Here is an 18,566-nt window from a genome sequence, read left to right on the forward strand (position 1 = left end):
CTATTTTTCAAAACTGCAATTGATATAAAATCTTGCATACTTTTGAGTAAACTTTTTTACACTTGTAAAAAAGTTTTTTTGCATTTCCCTACCTATAATTGCTAATATAGTAGAGTAGAACTTTTATAGAGAGAAGGAAAATTATGCACAATGGAATTCGAATGACAACTTTAGTAAAAAGGGCTATGTTAGTTTGTGCGGGGGTATTATTCACATACGAAGTGGCTTTTGGATCAGTACATACTGCTCTAGCTAGTACAGAGGATGAAGCAAAATCTGTTCAACTTGTAAGTGAGATTCAAACATCTCTTGCTCCGAAAGAAGCTCCAAAACATTATAACGGGCAAGTTAGAAAAGTCGCTTATTTAACATTTGATGACGGTCCTGGAAAATACACAGCTGAGCTTTTAGATATGTTAAAGAAAGAAAATGCAAAAGCAACATTCTTCCTAATTGGTTCAAACGTAAAAGCTTTCCCTGATCTTGTAAAACGCGAAGATGCTGAAGGTCACTACGTTGGGATGCACAGTATGACTCATAACTACAAGAAACTCTACACTGAAGGTCATTACGTAGATGAAATGAAGGAAGACCAAGGCTTAATCGCTGGTGTTTTAGGTAAATCACCAGTATTAACTCGTCCATCTTACGGCTCTATGCCAGGATTAAACGAAGCTCTTCGCAACAAAGTTGTAGAAAATGGCTTAAAAGTTTGGGATTGGACAATTGATTCTTTAGACTGGAAATATAACAAAATGCAAGTTGATGCTGCATCTGCTAAAATTGTAGAAAACGTGTTACATGGTGCTACAAATCCAACAGAAGTTATCCTTATGCATGATATTCATCCACAATCAGTAAAAGCAGTTCCTGGAATTATTAAAGGACTGAAAGAAAAAGGATATGAATTAGAAGCATATAATGAGAACGAACACTTCCCATTAAACTTCTGGCATGATAATCGTATGTAATGAAAAGACTTGATTTCCTTTAGCTGGGAATCAAGTCTTTTTATCATTTTGGGAATTACTCCTCGTATATTCGACTCAAACTCCCCCTTCTCTAATATCAATAAAAATTCAAAATCACATGTTATACTATAATTTAGTTTAAATAAGTAGGTGCCATATGATCGTATATACAGTACAAACTGAAGAAGCATGGAAACAATTTAAGAAACTTGGTTATTTAGAAGGTAATAAAGAATTCATCGATCCAGACGATGTATATTCATATGACTGGATGGTGCGCGTCGCTAAAACAAGATTGCATCATTACGAAGGTAACTATCCTATTTGGGTCTGGGAAGCAAATAATTACCCAAATCGAAATCATAAAGCTTGGGGTAGAACAAATTCAAAAATGGTAATTTTAACACTAGATGTACCGAAAGAATGGGTACTATGGAGCTATTTTGACTATTGGTGCTGTGCTATGACTGATGGATCAACATATTTACATACAAAAAATAAGTGTACTTTAGATGAATGGTATACATATATGGATAAAGAATACGGGATAATATTTGATTTCGACTATTTATTATCTCATCCTGATTGGTGTCTAGGTAAAGAGGATTCGTTAGAAAAACAAGGTGTTATCGGCAAAACACCCCTTTCCTTCGTGAAAAAAGTAAGACGTTTTCGTGCTAAGACAGATAAGTCTATTAGTAAAATTCGAAGTGATAACTGGGATAATAGAAAAGAAAACCGCATTAAAAAGATGAATCGAAAATTAAGAAAGCGAAACGATAAACAAAAAAGAATACAAAAGCGACTTATACGAAATTAAAACATATATCAAAATACAGTAAGAAATTATGGATTGAATATACAAATTCAATCCTATTTTTTATATTATCAACACTTTAGCACATATTACTCTTAAGGAGTGATGTGTATATGGATTTTCTTTCAGCCGAATATTTGTCCGCCCTACTTGCCATCATTGTAATTGATTTAGTGTTAGCCGGTGATAATGCCATTGTAATTGGATTAGCAGCAAGAAGATTACCGAAAGATCAGCAAAAGAAAGTTATTATATGGGGAACTATCGGGGCAATCGCGATTAGAGCCCTCGCTACCTTAGTTGTTGTTTGGTTGTTAAAAATACCAGGGCTACTTCTAATTGGTGGTGTACTCCTTATATGGATTGCTTATAAATTAATTGCTGAAGGCAAAGATCATGATATTAAGGCCGAAGAAGGATTTTGGTCTGCTATTAAAACCATTATTATTGCTGATGCGTTAATGGGCATCGATAATGTACTCGCTGTTGCAGGAGCTGCCCATGGTAACTTTTCTTTAGTAATCATCGGATTATTAGTGTCTATTCCAGTAGTCGTATGGGGCAGTACATTGATTTTAAAATGGGTAGATCGTTTTCCTGTCATCATTACGATTGGAGCAGCCGTTTTAGCTTATACTGCCGCGAAAATGATTGTAGATGAGAAATGGTTCGCTGGATTTTTCGAAAGTAACCCTTTGGTTAAATGGGCATTTATCATTATTATCATCATCGGCGTAGTTTTCTTCGGAAAGGCTAAACAAAAAGCAACAGCTGGTTCTGTCTCATAATGATGGTATATTTACAAATAAAAGGCGCTATTCATATGAATAGCGCCTTTTATTATTTATTTAGCTTCCCCTTCCGGAGTCGTTTTTACCTTCGTTTTGTTTTTATCGCGGTTGTTATAGTTATACTTCGAACGATCTACTGGAGTGAATCCTTCCGGTGTGTAGAATCGTAATAAGTCACCATTCACGACTTGGTCAGAGTATTTTAGTGAGTTTTGAACCATTTGTTCATTTTTCTTTATTTCATCTGTAAATTCTACAGGTTTTCCAGTAGTTGTATCATAGTATTTGCCGTTTAGTGCAGTAACTGTTGGGCTTACGTAGTTACCGTTACGGAACGCAACGACTTGTTTATGATCTGGTGATAATAAATCAGAACCGAATTGAACATAATTCTTTGTATCTGTACCTAGTAAGTGTAATAGCGTTGGAAGAACGTCAATTTCACCACCGTATTGATGTTGTACGCCACCTTTCACTCCTGGTACACGAACGATTAATGGTACACGTTGTAACTGTGCATTTTCAAATGAGTTCATTTCTTTACCCATTACTTTTGACATTGCTGCGTTATGATTATCTGAAATACCGTAATGGTCTCCGTACATAACAATAATTGAGTTATCATATAAACCAGATTGTTTCAAGTAATCGATGAAGCCTTTTACAGATTCATCTAAATAGCGTGCTGTTTGGAAGTACGTATCTACTGATGAATCACCTGTTGTTGCTGGTTCAATCGTTGCTTCTGCCTTATCGATTGGATAAGGGAAATGGTTCGATAACGTAATAAACTTCGTATAGAACGGTTGTTTCAACGTTTGTAATAACGGAATAGATTCATTAAAGAACGGTTTATCTTTTAACCCGTAGTTTACTACGTCTTTTTCATTCATATCGTAGTATGACGCATCAAAGAATTTATTAAAACCAAATGATTTATAAATATCGTCACGGTTCCAAAATGTTTTGTAGTTACCGTGGAATACTGCTGATGTGTATCCTTGTTGTCCTAAAATAGCTGGTGCTGATTGATACGTATTATGAGATTTCGTTGTAAAGACAGAACCTTGCGGTAAACCAAACATTGAATTCTCTAACATAAACTCCGCATCAGATGTTTTCCCTTGTCCTGTTTGATGGAAGAAGTTATCAAAATAAAGTGTATTCGCATCTTTTGTAAATGAGTTTAAGAACGGTGTAACTTCTTGACCATTTAATTTGTAATCAATTAAGAAGTTTTGGAATGACTCTAAATGAATGTAAATTACGTTCATTCCCTTTCCTTTACCGAAATACTCAGGATTTGGACTTGCATAAGTTGATGTTAAATAATTTCGTACTTCTGTCATATTATCGCCATCAGCTAATGCTCGTTCTGTCGATGCTTTCGCACTTTGAATTCCATCATAAATTGTGTAGTTGTATGCACCTAAATATTTCACAATATAATTACGGTCAAACGTTCTTGTTAATAATTCAGGACGGTCAGACTCTGCAAGACCTAAGTTAACACTGAATAATAAAATACCTGCTACAAATACTAGAGATAATTTATGCTTCGCAACACGAATTGGTTTTGGATTTGCAAATTTTGTTGCGACTAACACAATTAATATAATCGTGTCTAAGAAGTATAATGGATCATAAAGATGTAGCAACGCAAGAATACTACCACCTAAATCTCCAAAGTTATTCGTTTGTGTTAATGTCGGGAACGTAATAAAGTCACTGAAAAAGCGATAGTATACTACGTTTGCGTATAAAAGAATCGACAATAACAAATTAATGATAATTAACCAAATATAAGATCGTTTCCCTTTTGCAAATAATGCAAGTCCTAAAAATAGAACTGCTGAACTAAGCGGGTTAAAAAACAGCAAGAATTTTTGAATTGTGTTTGAAATTCCTAAATTGAATTCCGTTACATAAGCTGCATATGTTTTGAGCCACAATAAAATAACGGCAAACAGAAAGAATCCAAAATGATTGCTTAACACGCTTTTGCTCTTTAATAAGAACTGTTTCATTTCTCCACCTCTTTTGATCATCCAAGGCTTATTTTTTTATAAGTCTGTCTCTCTATTCAAATTTTCTTCTTCAAATAGATTATCTTTATTTAACTATATGAAGAATATTAGTAATTATAATTTGAAGCTAGTATTTATTCAACTATTTCTTTCTAGACATTTTGACCTTGGTTTCTATTTAACAAAATAAATTTGTAACATTTCCTGTTTTCTCCCAAGATTCATCCACTAATTATGACAACCCATACTATATACCTTTATAAACTCATTCGCAAACTATTCTATCTCCAAATTTGGTACATATTTCACATGACAAAATAATACGATTTGATTATATTACTCTACTTACATTTCCCTTCTTCAACTAACTCTTTAAATCTTAAAGTCATTACATCCCTTCATACATGAAAAAATTCTCCTGTTCATTAATATTATATTTGAATAATTATTCATTTGACCGACCAGCGATGTTACGTTTTCTCGACAAAAAAACTCGCTCTAAAAAGAGCGAGTTTTTTCATTATATATTATTGACCTTTGTACATTGCATCTACTTGTTTTTGAAGTTCCTCATTTTCTAAGAACTCATCATAAGTAGCCTCTTTATCGATTACACCGTTTGGTGTTACTTCGATAATGCGGTTTGCAATTGTTTGCACGAACTGATGGTCATGAGATGTGAATAAGATTGTACCTTTGAATGCAATTAAACCGTTATTTAATGCTGTGATTGACTCAAGGTCTAAGTGGTTCGTTGGATCGTCAAGTGTGATTACGTTCGCACCACTTAACATCATTTTAGATAACATACAACGAACTTTTTCGCCTCCAGATAATACAGAAACGTTCTTCTTAACTTCTTCACCTGAGAATAACATACGGCCTAAGAAACCACGTAAGAAGCTTTCAGACTCATCTTGTGGAGAGAATTGACGTAACCATTCAACTAAGTTGTAATCACTGTTCTCAAAGTACTTAGAGTTATCTCTTGGGAAGTAAGATTGAGAGGTTGTAACACCCCATTTGAATGAACCGCTATCCGGCTCCATTTCACCCATAAGAATTTTAAATAATGTTGTCATCGCAATATCGTTACGGCCGATAAATGCAACTTTATCACCTTTATTTAAAGTGAAGTACACATTATCTAACACTTTTTCACCATCAATTGTTTTAGAAAGACCTTCAACAGTTAATAAGTCATTTCCTACTTCACGCTCAGGTGTGAAGCCAACGAATGGGTAACGACGTGATGACGGTCTAATATCATCTAATGTAATTTTGTCTAATAATTTTTTACGAGAAGTTGCTTGTTTCGCTTTAGAAGCGTTTGAACTAAAGCGTGCAATGAAGTTTTGTAACTCTTTTACTTTCTCTTCTTTTTTCTTATTAGCATCTTGTGTTAATTTTAAAGCTAATTGGCTTGACTCATACCAGAAGTCATAGTTACCAACATAAAGTTGAATTTTACCGAAATCAAGGTCAGCCATGTGCGTACATACTTTATTTAAGAAGTGACGGTCATGGGATACTACGATAACTGTGTTTTCAAAGTTCATTAAGAAGTTTTCTAACCATTGAATCGCTTTTAAGTCCAAGTGGTTGGTAGGCTCATCTAATAATAGAATGTCAGGTTGACCGAATAAAGCTTGAGCAAGTAATACTTTTACTTTCTCTGCCCCAGTTAATTCTGACAATTTCTTATCATGAAGATCTTCACCAATACCTAAACCTTTAAGAAGAATTGCAGCTTCTGACTCAGCTTCCCAACCGTTAAGCTCAGCGAACTCACCTTCAAGTTCAGCAGCGCGCATTCCATCTTCATCACTAAAGTCTTCTTTCATGTAAATAGCATTTTTCTCTTGCATTACTTTGTAAAGTTGCGTGTGACCCATAATTACTGTTTCTAATACTGGGAACTCTTCATATTCGAAATGGTTCTGTTTTAATACTGCTAGACGCTCACCTGGCGTAATATGTATGTCACCTGTTGATGGTTCAATTTCCCCAGATAAAATCTTTAGAAATGTAGATTTACCAGCACCGTTTGCTCCGATTAAACCGTAGCAGTTACCTGGCGTGAATTTTATGTTAACATCTTCAAATAATTTGCGATCCGCGAAACGCAAACTAACGTTACTTACTGTAATCATTTGTGTCCTCCTACTAATACCGCTTATTTCAGCGTTTTCTCACCGATTGTCTTAAAAAATCGCATATTACGACTCAATTATTGTAGACTATAGCTATTATATAGTAGAAGCTGGATGAATAGCAACGGTTGATTACCTTTCTACAATGAAATCGGATAGTTTTTGTCCATTCCCCTAGCTATTGTATGTATATCATCGACCTCTTTCTCATATAACCTTTCACTGCTCATTCTGTCATACATCGGATTCATTTTCATCTGAAATATTATATACCGAAAAAACTGTAGAGAAATCATTCCCTACAGTCTCTTCTTATTTCTTATTTTCTCTTTGTAACTCTTCATTTTACTCGTTAACCCTATTAACGCCGGTAATAATATCGGCATCACAATTAAAGCTAATAGAAGAAGTGCAACGCCAACTACGGATGCTACTTGTATAAGCGTTAATACACCTGAAGGGATTAATGCAGCAAATGTACCACCTAAAATAAGTGCCGCTGATAATACGACTCCTCCGATATGACGAGAAGCAGTTACAATTTTCGTCGCTGGGTCCCCTTCTAACTCATTGTATCTCATCATTACAAAAATACTATAATCCACTCCTAAAGCGACAATCATTATGAAACTAAAGAATGGAACATTCCAGCTTAATGAATCTACATGTAAAATATGCGTACTAATTTGTTCACTTATCCCTAATGATGCAAAGTAAGCTATTAGTAACGATCCAATAATAAAGATGGTGTTTAATAATGAACGTGTAATCACAATTAATACAATCGCGATTCCAATTAACATAATTGTAGCTGTACGTAAGAAATCTTGCCCAGTTACTTCTTTTAAATCAACGTTTCTAGCTGTCGTTCCTCCGATTGCTGTTTTCGCATGATTTAATTCCGACCCCTTCAAAGTACCATCTATTGTGTTATTGATTTCTTGAATAATTGGCATCGCTTCTTTTGAATACGGATTTACATCTAAAATGATTGTCATTTTAGCAGTCTTTCTATCATGTGACATGTACGTATTCAAAGCTTTTTGGAAATCTTCTCCCTCCAAAACTTCTTTTGGAATATAGAATTTCTCAGAGCTTTTTGATTCGTTCAGTTCTCCTAAATATTTCTGAGCATCCCCTAGGCCATTACTTACCTTTTCAAGGCCTTCTGTACTTTTAGTTAGTCCGGATTGTAATTGACCCATCTGTTCTTGCAAGTCTTTCAGTCCGGTTAATAGCTGACCTTGCCCATCGTTTATTTTCGTTAATCCGGTTTGTAACTCAGATGACTTGTTCGCAATTTGTTTTGAACCTGAAGCACCTTCATTTAATCCATTTTTAAGATCAGCTGCTCCTTTTTGTAACTTAGTAACTCCATTGTTCATTTCTTTTAAGCCATTATCCACTTTCAATAACGATTGATTCGCTTCTTTAAATGATCCCATCGCCGCATTATGCTGCGCTTTCAATTTATTTAATTCATTTGAAAGCCCACCTAATTGCTTTTGAGCCTCTTTAGCAATTCCTATCGTCTGCAGAATGTTAGGATCATTTGCTAATTCTGGTTTCGTTTGAATGAAATTGTTCATTAACATTTCAATTTGTTCATAACCTTTCTTCGCACCGTCAATCGCTTGAGAAATACTTCCGAAGTATTGATCGTAAGAACTTAAACCTTTTTCTAACTGTGTATAGCCAGCATGAAGTTGTGAAGTTGCTTGAGATAATACACTTATATTTTCATTTACTGAAGTTAACCCACTCTCAATTTGCTGCGCACCTTGTGCTCCGTCATTTATGCCATTGGATAATTGATTTAAAGCTGTTCCTAATGCTGATACACCACTTTTCGCTTCATTTGTTCCATCAATTAACTTTTGAACGTTCGCAAGACTATTTGAGTCCTTATTACCCATCTTATCTTTCGCAGTAGTTAATCCATCATTAATTTCCTTTATACCACCATTGGCATCTCCTAAACCTGTATTTAGTTCACCCGCTTGTTTATTTATATATAGTTCTTTAATCCTATCACCAGTTGGACGTGTCGGTGAATATACTTCTGAAACACCTTTTACTTTCAAAATCTTATCAGTTAGTTCATCTAAAGTTTGAAGCGAACTCGCCTCATCTAACTTGTTATTCGATTGAATGACTAACGTACTTGGTGAAGAAAAACCAGGTGGAAAATGTTCTTCTATTACGTTAATCCCCATTTTCGACTCATATTTATTGTCTACTTCAAATAAATCGTTGTAATTAAGTGTATTAGAATACTTTAATATGAAAGGAATTGATATCACGAATACAATAATTAAAGCTACAAATGGTCTCACTACTGAGTTTTTCGCAAAGAATCCCCATAGACGACTGTCTTCATGACCTTTAAATGTTTTAACGGGATAAAACATCCCTTTTCCTAAAAGCACCATAAAAAACGGATTTAACGTAGTTAATACTAGTAATAAAACTGCGACACCAATTGCTACCGCTGAAGTAGATTGATATAGTTTAAAACTCGCTAAAGCAAGAGATGCAAAACCAATTAGTACTGCTATCCCGCTATATAAAACGGTTTTCCCTGCCGATTTAAATGTTTCTTTCGTAGCCAAAAATGCGTTTTCTTGTTTACTTAATTCTTCTTTAAATCTCGTAAATAATAAAATGTTATAGTCTGTTCCAACCCCAAACAGGACAACAACAACAAACACTTGTGTAAAGTTAGAAAATGGAAAATTAAATTGATCTACTAAATGAGCAATAATCCCCATTGAAACTAAATATGATACCCCAACAGTAAGAAGAGAAACAATTGGAACAATAGGTGAACGGAATACAATGATTAATATTACAAGAATGAAAATGATTGAAATAACTTCAGTCTTTTTCACTCCTTCTTGAGAAGATGTAAGGAAATCTCCTGCTATTAAATCACTTCCTGTTAAGTACGTTGTTACCCCTTTCGTTTTCACTTTATTATGAAGGTTATTTGTAACTTTCGATATTTCACCATGCTTTTTATCTATCGATATTTGCGTTAAAATAGTCGTATTATCTTTAGAAACTAATTGTTTCTCTAATTCTTTATTATCTAAATGTGAAACAACTTCTTTAATTCCTAATTGTTCTTTTTCATTTTGCAAAGCGTTGATTGTTTTTATTATTTCCTCTTTTTGCTCAGTCGTTAAAGCTGTTTTACTGTCACTATTAAAAACAACTATAATGTCATACTTTTCTGTCCCGTCTTTATCCATTTCTTTTATCATTTTGTCAGCAATACTACTTTGTTCTGTATTAGGAATCGTAATGTGCCCTTTTTCTTTCACTAATTTATCCATATTAGGCATCGTTACGATCATTGTAATGGTAATAACTATCCATAATAGAAAAGATAAACTTCTCCAATTTTTCAGCTTGCTCATTTGCATCATCTCCCGCGATTAAAATTTACGTTAGTTACGGAATGAATATTCATTCCTATTATTCTATTACATTATTTGTAAACTCTATTAAACTAGTCTTTCCGGAATGAATATTCATTCCTTTAGTTGCACAAATACCCTCTCCTACTCTCATTTTTTAATTCTATTTAGGAATGAATATTCATTCCTGTCCTTATAAAGCTATAGAATCAAATGATTCTAATAGCGTTCCAAGAGCTTTCTTCCAATTCTTTTACTAACTCTTTCGAGTATTCTAATTGCCCTGTTGCAATTACTTTCGTTAATTTTTCTAACGGTTGATATACAATAATAATTAAAGCAACTGGAGGCAATGGACGAAGCAAACCTTTTGCGATTCCATCTTCAATAATATTCATAAAGAAGCCTATAAAATCGTCAAATATTTTCTTACTCTGCTCATCAAGAAAATAACTATCACAGTGAGAATTTGTAAATAAAAAAGCATCCACATTGTTTCTCGCAAATTCAAATAAACGGTTATACGTATGACTAAACTGTTCACGAATATTTGCTTCAACAGGAAAATCCGTTTTTATCATTTCAGAAAGCTGTAACATACTTTTTGAAAATAATGAGTTAACAAGCGCCTCTTTATTTTCAAAATAGCGATAAATAGTACCCGCACCGACATTTGCTTTTTCAGCGATCATTGGAATTGTCGTACCATCGTAACCACGCTCTGCAAAAAGTTGCATCGCAGCATCAAAAATATCCTCTTGTTTGTTTTTAGCCATTTTTTCCACCTCTATTTTCAGGAATGAAAATTCATTCCGTTTTTAATTATAAATTACAGGGAATAAAAGTCAAGTGCGTGACAACGTATAGTTGCGATTCTATTCTCTTGTATGTGAATAAAATTATATCAGCGATTTTCAGGATATATCAACTTACCGACAAAAATTAATACAATGAGATGGAGCTATCCCAAAATTTTGTTCGAAACAACTCCATCTTATATGCAAATTAAAAGAAATCATAAATAAACGACTTGCGCACTGGTACTACATTCTCAAATGCCCGTATTTCCTCTTCGCTTCCGCTAATTAATTCTAATTCATTTAGTTCTAATGGGCGTTTGTATCCAAGCAGTATTGTAGATAGTGCATTTATATCTAGGTTGATCCCTTTATCCATTGGTTCTTCTATAATTGCTATTTCATAATTTGCAAGTCTCACCGATACATTATTCCACGGTGCAAATGAATCTGTAATATGTAAAATGACTTCTTGTTGTACATTGTTCCAGTTTAACTCATACTGTTTTAAGAACTGCTCTACATCTACAATTCTTCCCATAAAATATGGTTTTATTTCTGTTTTCACACGTGGTTCTTGCAATGTATATAACAACTGTTCGTTTTCACTTACTGTCATTTCAAGCTCTTTAATCATAGAATCATGCTGGCAAATAAAATTCCATAGACCATTTCGTGCTTCATTATGCAGTGGAACAAATTCATCTACTGTCATTTTATAGTTTTCTATTTTATATAACATATAGCCGGCTGCACTTTTATTTTCATCGTAATAAATTGCTAATGTTAAATCCTCATAAACAGCTTGTAACCACCATTTTTCATTGCGAACTAGCATACCAGAAAAATGTTCTGCAAATGTTTCATAAAGCTTCTCGACCTCTTCTGGGTGATTTTCTTTATTGAAACGTTTCACAGTACCATTCACTTGTTTTTTCATAACTAAATCACTCTTTGTCAAATGACATACGAGAAGATTCGCACAAAGTTCCCAGCCGTATTTACGGTAAAATGTAACAGCAAATGGGTGTAACATAGAGACTGTAAAGCCATCTTTTTTCATTGTTTGAAGTGAATGTTGAAGTAGCTCTTTTACATACCCACTTCTTCTGTACTCTGGATACGTCGCTACTCCTGCAACGCCACCCATTTTAAATTTTTCTTTACCTATGTAAATATGAAACGGGATGAGGTGTAGTTTTGCAGCTAAGTCCTCACCTTCCATAATGCCGTATATTTCATGACTTTCCTTCATTTTTGTAAGTTGCTGCTGTAATCGTTCCTCATCTACTTTATATTGAAAAGCGTATTCTGATAAACGTAATGCTTCTCTGAATTTATCTTCTTTTAATTGTATGACATTCATATAATTCTCCTCCATTCCCTTTTTGAATTGTATCATAATTCTCACTATTATAGTTCGGTAAGTGAAATTACAAGGACGTTTTAACAAAAAAGCAGATACATCACGTATCTGCTTTCCACCCTTTTTATTTAGCTAACTTTTGAAGTTCGTCAAAGAATGTAGGATATGATACACCTACTGCTTCTGCATCTTCAATAATTGTTTTTCCTTCTGCTAGGCAGCCAGCAATTGCAAGCATCATTCCGATACGGTGATCACCATAACTATTTACTGTATTGCCTTTTAGAGCTGATTTTCCGTAAATGATCATACCGTCATCAGTTGCTTCTATGCGAGCTCCTAGTTTCGTTAACTCAGCAACTACTGTATCAATACGGTTTGTTTCTTTTACTTTTAATTCGTGTGCATCTTTAATTACTGTAATTCCTTCTGCTTGCGTTGCCGCTAATGCGATTACAGGAATCTCATCGATTAATCTAGGGATAATATCTCCGCCAATTTCAATTCCTTTTAATGAAGATGTTTCGATTGTAATATTTGCAGCTGGTTCTGATGCCCCTTCGTTAATTAGGTCTACAGTGAACGTAGCACCCATTTTTTCTAAAACATCAATAATACCTGTACGGGTTGGATTCATTCCTACATTTTGTAATACTAGTTTACTATTTGGGATGATTGCACCTGCTACTAAGAAAAATGCTGCTGATGATACGTCACCGGGCACTTGAATATCTGTTGCTGTTAATTTTTGTCCACCTGACAGCTTCACTGTTTTCCCTTCGCGAGTTACTTTAACACCAAATGCTTCGAGCATTCTTTCCGTATGGTCGCGTGAAATATGTGGTTCTGTAACAGCTGTTACACCTTCTGCACGAAGACCTGCAAGTAAAATAGCTGACTTTACTTGTGCACTTGCAACAGGAGAAATATATTCAATTGCTTTTAAATCTCCGCCACGTATTGTTAACGGTGTAAATGTTCCTTCTTCTCGGCCGTCTATGTTTGCGCCCATTTGTTTTAATGGGTTTGTTACACGCTTCATCGGTCTTTTTGCGATAGATTCATCACCTTGTACGCAAGAGAAAAATGGTGTGTTAGCTAATATACCTGACATTAATCGGATTGTTGTACCAGAATTACCAACATCTAATACAGCTTTCGGTTCTTGTAAACCTTCTAATCCTTTACCAACTACAGTAACCTCATCACCGTTTTGCGTAATTTCTACTCCCATTTCTTTAAAACATGAAATCGTACTTAAACAGTCTGCACCGGGCAAGAAACCTTTAATTGTTGTTTTCCCTTCTGCAATAGAACCGAACATAACAGCACGGTGTGAAATGGATTTATCACCTGGGATTGTAATATTGCCATTCAATCCGTTATTAACAGGTTGTATTGTTCTTTCTTTCACGTTTTTCACCTTCTCATTTAAATTGTTTCATAAGTTTGGTATTCTTCTTCTCCAAGCGCTAGTTTTGCTTTCATACGATCTTCTTCCCTTTGGAAGCTAATACGTAATACCCCAAGCAGTCCTTCACGCGCTTCTAATATTTGCAAGTTCGTAATACTAATTTCCTCGCGCGCTAAAATACTCGTAATATGAGCCAATGCCCCCACCTTATCTAATACATCGACGTATAAGTCGTGATAGGCAGGAATTGCCCCTCTCTTTCTTACTGGTAAAGAATCACGGTATTCTTTCGCATCTGCAAAATAGTTTTGAATCTCGCCTGCATCTCCGGTAGAAACTGTTTTATATAAATCTTCCATTTCAGAGATCCACTCTTTTAATAATACCATTAAATGCTCTCGATTTTGCTTTACAATATCACTCCACATTTTCGGACTACTAGATGCGATACGTGTAATGTCTTTAAACCCTCCAGCAGCTAGCTGATGAATGAGCGGATTATCTCCTGCATGTTTCTCTACTTGCTTCACTAAACCTGCTGCGATAAGGTGCGGGAAATGACTAACGATCCCTGTTACATAATCATGTTCTTCTGTATTTAAAACAAGGAAATGTGATCCCGTTCCTTTTAACCAATCTTTTAACTCTTCCACATGTTCATTTAGCACATGATGCATCGGTGTTAAAATGTAAAATGCATTTTCAAATAAATGCGCTTTTGCACTTTCAACTCCCGTTTTATGAGAACCTGCCATTGGATGTCCACCAATGAAAGATACTTCCTTTGAAAATAAAGTTTCTGCTTCATTCATAATCGTGCCTTTTGTACTACCAACATCAGTCACTATAACATCTTCTCGTAAACGGAATGACGCAAGTTTGTGTAATAGCTTCTTCGTTTCTTCAACTGGAGAAGCAAAAACAATTAAATGTGCCTCTTCACATGCATGCTGTAAATCAACTGCTATTTCATCTACTACATGTAATTCTTTTGCACGCTCTACTTGTTCTTGAAATATATCATAACCTGTTATCGTTACATCGTGCTCTTTCTTAATTGCTAATGCGAGAGAGCCTCCGATTAAACCAGTTCCAATTAATACTACCTTTTTACGCATTTTCCTCATCTCGAGACTTTCTTTTTTTATTTTCAAAGTGTTGTTGTAACACTGAAATCACCCCTTCATTTTGCTCTCTTGTTCCGACTGTAATACGGATACCATTCGGGAACGGACGAATAATAAATCCTGCTTGTGCACAAGCTTCATAAATCTCTCCAGCATTCTCAACTGGCAAGAAGATGAAATTTGTTTGCGATGGATAAAATGGAATATCATTTTCCCTACAAAAGCTCTCGTATTGTTGTAATCCTTCTGTATTCACACGAACTATTTCTTCAATAAACTCGTCATCACCAAAAGCAATCGTCGCTGCTTTTTGCGCTAATGAAGATACGTTAAATGGCAAACGAACGACATTTAATTTTTCGATTAACTCTTCCTGTCCAACCGCATATCCAACGCGGAAAGAAGCTAATCCGTACGCTTTAGAAAATGTTCTAAGTACAAGAATATTTTTATGTTTTTCTAAAAGCGGTAATGTCTCTGGGAAATCTTTTGCTGTTACGTATTCATAGTACGCTTCATCAATGACAATTAACGTATTTTCACTAATACCTTCAATGAATTGAGTCAATTTTCGGTCATTCACATATGTGCCTGTTGGATTGTTCGGGTTACAAATCCATACAATTTTTGTATCGTTATCTACTACTGAAGAAATTTCTTCTAAGTCGTATACACCGTTATTTAACGCAACTTCCTTCACTTCGCAACCTTCTATAATGGCATGATGACGGTACTGCGGGAATGTTGCACCTGCTGTTACAATGTTATCTCCCGCTCGTAATACGGCGCGGCTTATTATTTGAATGATTTCATCTAAACCACTACCACAAAGTACTTGTTCCATTTGCACATGCAACTTATCTGCAATTGTTTGACGGAGCGTTGTAGCACCTCCGTCAGGATATAAAGCATGTTCCAACCAAGAGTTTTGCAACTCTTCTAAAACTCTTGGTGAACAACCAAATGGATTTTCATTCGATGCTAATTTCACAAACGAATGATCTCCGTACACTTCTTTCATTTGTTCTGGTGATTTACCTGGTTTATATGGTTGTAATGATGATAGTTGATCTTTTACTTGCAAGTTAAACCCACCTTTTTATTAAAATTCTTTTGCGTAGTTATTGTGTTGCATAATGTTTTGTTTTAATAATTCCATACGATCTTTTCCGAATTGTTCGACTAGTGCATCTGCAAGTTCCCATGCCACAACAGATTCAGCTACTACACCCGCCGCTGGTACTGCGCAACTATCAGATCTTTCAATACTCGCTTGGAATGCTTCTTTCGTATCAATATCAACGCTTGCTAACGGTTTGTATAAAGTAGGAATTGGCTTCATCACGCCTCTTACGATAATTGGCATACCTGTTGTCATACCGCCTTCTAAACCGCCGGCATTATTCGTTCTTCTCGTGTATCCTTTTTCTTCATCCCACAGAATTTCATCATGCACTTTGCTTCCTGGTTGTCGTGCCGCTTCAAAACCTACGCCGATTTCAGCACCTTTAAATGCATTTATACTCATAATTGCACCAGCAAGTTTTGCATCTAATTTACGATCGTAATGGACGTAACTACCGACGCCAATCGGCATACCTTCTGCAATGACTTCCACAATACCACCGATTGAATCTCCGCTACTCTTTGCGTTGTCAATCGCATTCATCATTTCTTGCTCTACTTCTTTATCTAAACATCGAACTGGTGAGTTTTCAGTAATTGTTTGAATTTCTTCAATTGATAAGTTTGAAATATGTTTTGCTTTTACTCCACCAATTTCAAGAACATGTCCTGCAATTTCCACGCCTAATTCGCTTAAAATTTGTTTTGCAACTGCACCAGCAGCTACACGAACTGTCGTTTCTCTTGCAGATGACCGCTCTAATACGTTTCTTATATCACGATGACCATATTTAATTGCTCCATTTAAATCTGCATGTCCGGGTCGTGGTTTTGTAATTGTACGTTTCATGTCTTTACTTTCTTTTTCCGAAATTGGCTCTGCACCCATTACTTTCGTCCAATGTTTGAAATCATCATTTTTTACAATTAACGTAATCGGTGATCCAAGTGTCATTCCGTGACGAACACCACTTACAATTTCAACTGTATCTGTTTCAATTTGCATACGTCTTCCGCGTCCATGACCTTTTTGTCTTCTTAATAATTCTTTATTAATATGTTCCGCCGTAAGTGTCAAACCTGCTGGTACACCTTCTAAAATAACTGTTAACTGCGGTCCATGTGATTCTCCAGCTGTAATGTATCTCATTTCTCTTGCCCCTTTACTATTTTTTTGTACAAAAAAGTCCCTACTGAGCGCTCAGTAGGGACGATGTTTATCGCGGTACCACCCTAGTTGTAGACTTCTTTCGTCTACCTCTCTTCTTCTTTAACGATCGTTTGACCGTCTTCCCCTCCAAAAGTTGTCGGGAAAGATGCTCCAAGGCTGTAATTCATGCTTACCTTTGTACTGATTCACACCGACCATCAGCTCTCTTTAACAGTGAGATAAGCACTACTGTTTCCTCTTCAACGCATATATGATATGGAATTAAGATAATTTATTTTTGAAACCTTTTAACTCATCCATGAATCTATGGAATTCTGGAATGTCCATTTGTTGTGCAGAATCTGATAATGCAACTGCTGGATCTGGATGAACTTCAGCCATTACTGCATCTGCGCCAATTGCAAGTGCCGCTTTCGCTGTTGGTAATAATAAATCTCTGCGTCCAGTTGAATGTGTTACATCAACGATAACTGGTAAATGTGTTTCTTTCTTTAAAATTGGTACTGCAGAAATGTCTAATGTGTTACGTGTTGCTCTTTCGTATGTGCGGATACCGCGCTCACAAAGAATAATTTGATCGTTACCTTGCGCGATAATGTATTCCGCTGCGTTAATGAACTCATCAATTGTTGCTGCTAATCCACGTTTTAATAATACTGGTTTGTTAACTTTACCTACAGCTCGTAATAAATCGAAGTTTTGCATGTTACGTGCGCCAACTTGAATTACATCAACGTAGTCTAATGCCATTTCAACATCGTTCGGATTTAAAATTTCACTAATAATTGCTAAGTCAAACTCGTCTGCTACTTGACGTAAAATTTGAAGTCCTTCTACTCCTAAACCTTGGAAATCATATGGAGAAGTTCTCGGTTTGAATGCACCACCGCGCATTAATTTTAAGCCTTGGTCTTTCATCGCTTGCCCTACTTGACGAACTTGTTCTAAACTTTCTACTGCACAAGGTCCCATGATGAACGTTTGTGTTCCGTTTCCAATCAATTCACCTTTTACATCAACGATTGTATTTTCTTGTTTCTTTTTACGTGATACTAGTAACGCTTTACGGTTATCATCTTCTTGTAACTCTAAGCTTGCTTTGAAAATCGTTTTGAAAATATGTTGAACTGTTGATGTTTCGAATGGTCCTTCGTTATGCTCTGCGATCATATCAAGTACTTCACGCTCACGTACTGGATCAAAGCGTTTCGTGCCTTGTACTTGCTTTTGCTCTCCAATTTTTTGAACAATTTCACCACGTTTGTTTAAAAGGTGTAATAGTTGTAAATTAATTTCATCTACCTGTTTACGTAATTGATCTAATTCATGATTTGCCATTTGGAAATCCTCCTCTAATGTTTTAAAAGTATAGTAAGAGAATAAAA

The 18,566-nt window shown here is 35.4% G+C and carries 13 protein-coding genes and 1 other annotated feature; of the genes, 3 read left to right on the top strand and 10 right to left on the bottom strand.

Going from position 1 to position 18,566, the window contains the following annotated elements; all coding sequences use genetic code 11:
* Positions 1-143: 143 nt before the first annotated feature.
* The 3 genes from C3Y97_RS14260 to C3Y97_RS14270 all read left to right on the top strand — a co-directional run bounded on the left by C3Y97_RS14260 (position 144) and on the right by C3Y97_RS14270 (position 2,576).
* Entirely contained in the window at positions 144-971 is an 828-nt protein-coding gene (locus C3Y97_RS14260) for a peptidoglycan-N-acetylglucosamine deacetylase (RefSeq protein WP_000551452.1), read from the top strand.
* Positions 972-1,128: 157 nt separating this feature from the next.
* The gene (locus C3Y97_RS14265) at positions 1,129-1,791 is read left to right on the top strand and encodes a DUF3841 domain-containing protein (RefSeq protein WP_000637701.1); all 663 of its coding nucleotides are present in this window, start codon (positions 1,129-1,131) and stop codon (positions 1,789-1,791) included.
* Positions 1,792-1,901: 110 nt separating this feature from the next.
* Positions 1,902-2,576 (top strand): TerC family protein, encoded by a 675-nt coding sequence (locus C3Y97_RS14270; RefSeq protein ID WP_000346932.1) that lies wholly within the window; start codon positions 1,902-1,904, stop codon positions 2,574-2,576.
* A gap of 56 nt (positions 2,577-2,632) precedes the next feature.
* Here the strand turns inward: C3Y97_RS14270 and ltaS are convergent, their stop codons facing one another.
* The 10 genes from ltaS to C3Y97_RS14320 all read right to left on the bottom strand — a co-directional run bounded on the left by ltaS (position 2,633) and on the right by C3Y97_RS14320 (position 18,519).
* Positions 2,633-4,606 carry a lipoteichoic acid synthase gene (ltaS, locus tag C3Y97_RS14275; RefSeq protein WP_000808770.1) on the bottom strand — a complete coding sequence of 658 codons (1,974 nt, stop codon included), beginning with the start codon at positions 4,604-4,606 and terminating at the stop codon, positions 2,633-2,635.
* A 527-nt stretch (positions 4,607-5,133) separates the two neighbouring features.
* Positions 5,134-6,759: an ABC-F family ATP-binding cassette domain-containing protein gene (locus C3Y97_RS14280; RefSeq protein ID WP_000633864.1), complete on the bottom strand. Its 1,626-nt coding sequence runs from the start codon at positions 6,757-6,759 to the stop codon at positions 5,134-5,136.
* A gap of 299 nt (positions 6,760-7,058) precedes the next feature.
* Positions 7,059-10,181, bottom strand: a complete 3,123-nt coding sequence (locus tag C3Y97_RS14285; RefSeq protein ID WP_136363468.1) for an MMPL family transporter — start codon at positions 10,179-10,181, stop codon at positions 7,059-7,061.
* Positions 10,182-10,390: 209 nt separating this feature from the next.
* Positions 10,391-10,957, bottom strand: coding sequence for a TetR/AcrR family transcriptional regulator (locus C3Y97_RS14290; protein ID WP_001107309.1), 567 nt, complete (start codon positions 10,955-10,957; stop codon positions 10,391-10,393).
* A 229-nt stretch (positions 10,958-11,186) separates the two neighbouring features.
* Positions 11,187-12,344, bottom strand: a complete 1,158-nt coding sequence (locus C3Y97_RS14295) for a GNAT family N-acetyltransferase (RefSeq protein ID WP_136363469.1) — start codon at positions 12,342-12,344, stop codon at positions 11,187-11,189.
* A 124-nt stretch (positions 12,345-12,468) separates the two neighbouring features.
* Positions 12,469-13,758, bottom strand: a complete 1,290-nt coding sequence (gene aroA / locus C3Y97_RS14300; protein WP_000664630.1) for a 3-phosphoshikimate 1-carboxyvinyltransferase — start codon at positions 13,756-13,758, stop codon at positions 12,469-12,471.
* 17 nt (positions 13,759-13,775) lie between these two features.
* Entirely contained in the window at positions 13,776-14,876 is a 1,101-nt protein-coding gene (gene tyrA / locus C3Y97_RS14305) for a prephenate dehydrogenase (RefSeq protein ID WP_001228136.1), read from the bottom strand.
* Positions 14,869-15,969: a histidinol-phosphate transaminase gene (hisC, locus tag C3Y97_RS14310; RefSeq protein WP_136363470.1), complete on the bottom strand. Its 1,101-nt coding sequence runs from the start codon at positions 15,967-15,969 to the stop codon at positions 14,869-14,871. The genes tyrA and hisC overlap by 8 nt, the downstream gene beginning before the upstream one ends.
* Before the next feature lie 18 nt (positions 15,970-15,987).
* A complete protein-coding gene (aroC, locus tag C3Y97_RS14315; protein ID WP_001269425.1) occupies positions 15,988-17,160 on the bottom strand; it encodes a chorismate synthase in 1,173 nt (390 codons plus the stop codon).
* Between the two features lie 53 nt (positions 17,161-17,213).
* Positions 17,214-17,433, bottom strand: a binding site (T-box leader).
* 9 nt (positions 17,434-17,442) lie between these two features.
* A complete protein-coding gene (locus C3Y97_RS14320) occupies positions 17,443-18,519 on the bottom strand; it encodes a bifunctional 3-deoxy-7-phosphoheptulonate synthase/chorismate mutase (RefSeq protein ID WP_001273575.1) in 1,077 nt (358 codons plus the stop codon).
* Positions 18,520-18,566: the final 47 nt, after the last annotated feature.

Origin of the sequence: Bacillus sp. DU-106, assembly GCF_004799705.1 — a bacterium.
Lineage (GTDB): Bacteria > Bacillota > Bacilli > Bacillales > Bacillaceae_G > Bacillus_A > Bacillus_A cereus.

Coding starts and splice junctions, on each gene's coding strand:
- C3Y97_RS14260 (WP_000551452.1), top strand. CDS start 144: ATGCACAATGGAATTCGAATGACAACTTTAGTAAAAAGGGCTATGTTA.
- C3Y97_RS14265 (WP_000637701.1), top strand. CDS start 1,129: ATGATCGTATATACAGTACAAACTGAAGAAGCATGGAAACAATTTAAG.
- C3Y97_RS14270 (WP_000346932.1), top strand. CDS start 1,902: ATGGATTTTCTTTCAGCCGAATATTTGTCCGCCCTACTTGCCATCATT.
- ltaS (WP_000808770.1), bottom strand. CDS start 4,606: ATGAAACAGTTCTTATTAAAGAGCAAAAGCGTGTTAAGCAATCATTTT.
- C3Y97_RS14280 (WP_000633864.1), bottom strand. CDS start 6,759: ATGATTACAGTAAGTAACGTTAGTTTGCGTTTCGCGGATCGCAAATTA.
- C3Y97_RS14285 (WP_136363468.1), bottom strand. CDS start 10,181: ATGAGCAAGCTGAAAAATTGGAGAAGTTTATCTTTTCTATTATGGATA.
- C3Y97_RS14290 (WP_001107309.1), bottom strand. CDS start 10,957: ATGGCTAAAAACAAACAAGAGGATATTTTTGATGCTGCGATGCAACTT.
- C3Y97_RS14295 (WP_136363469.1), bottom strand. CDS start 12,344: ATGAATGTCATACAATTAAAAGAAGATAAATTCAGAGAAGCATTACGT.
- tyrA (WP_001228136.1), bottom strand. CDS start 14,876: ATGCGTAAAAAGGTAGTATTAATTGGAACTGGTTTAATCGGAGGCTCT.
- aroC (WP_001269425.1), bottom strand. CDS start 17,160: ATGAGATACATTACAGCTGGAGAATCACATGGACCGCAGTTAACAGTT.
- C3Y97_RS14320 (WP_001273575.1), bottom strand. CDS start 18,519: ATGGCAAATCATGAATTAGATCAATTACGTAAACAGGTAGATGAAATT.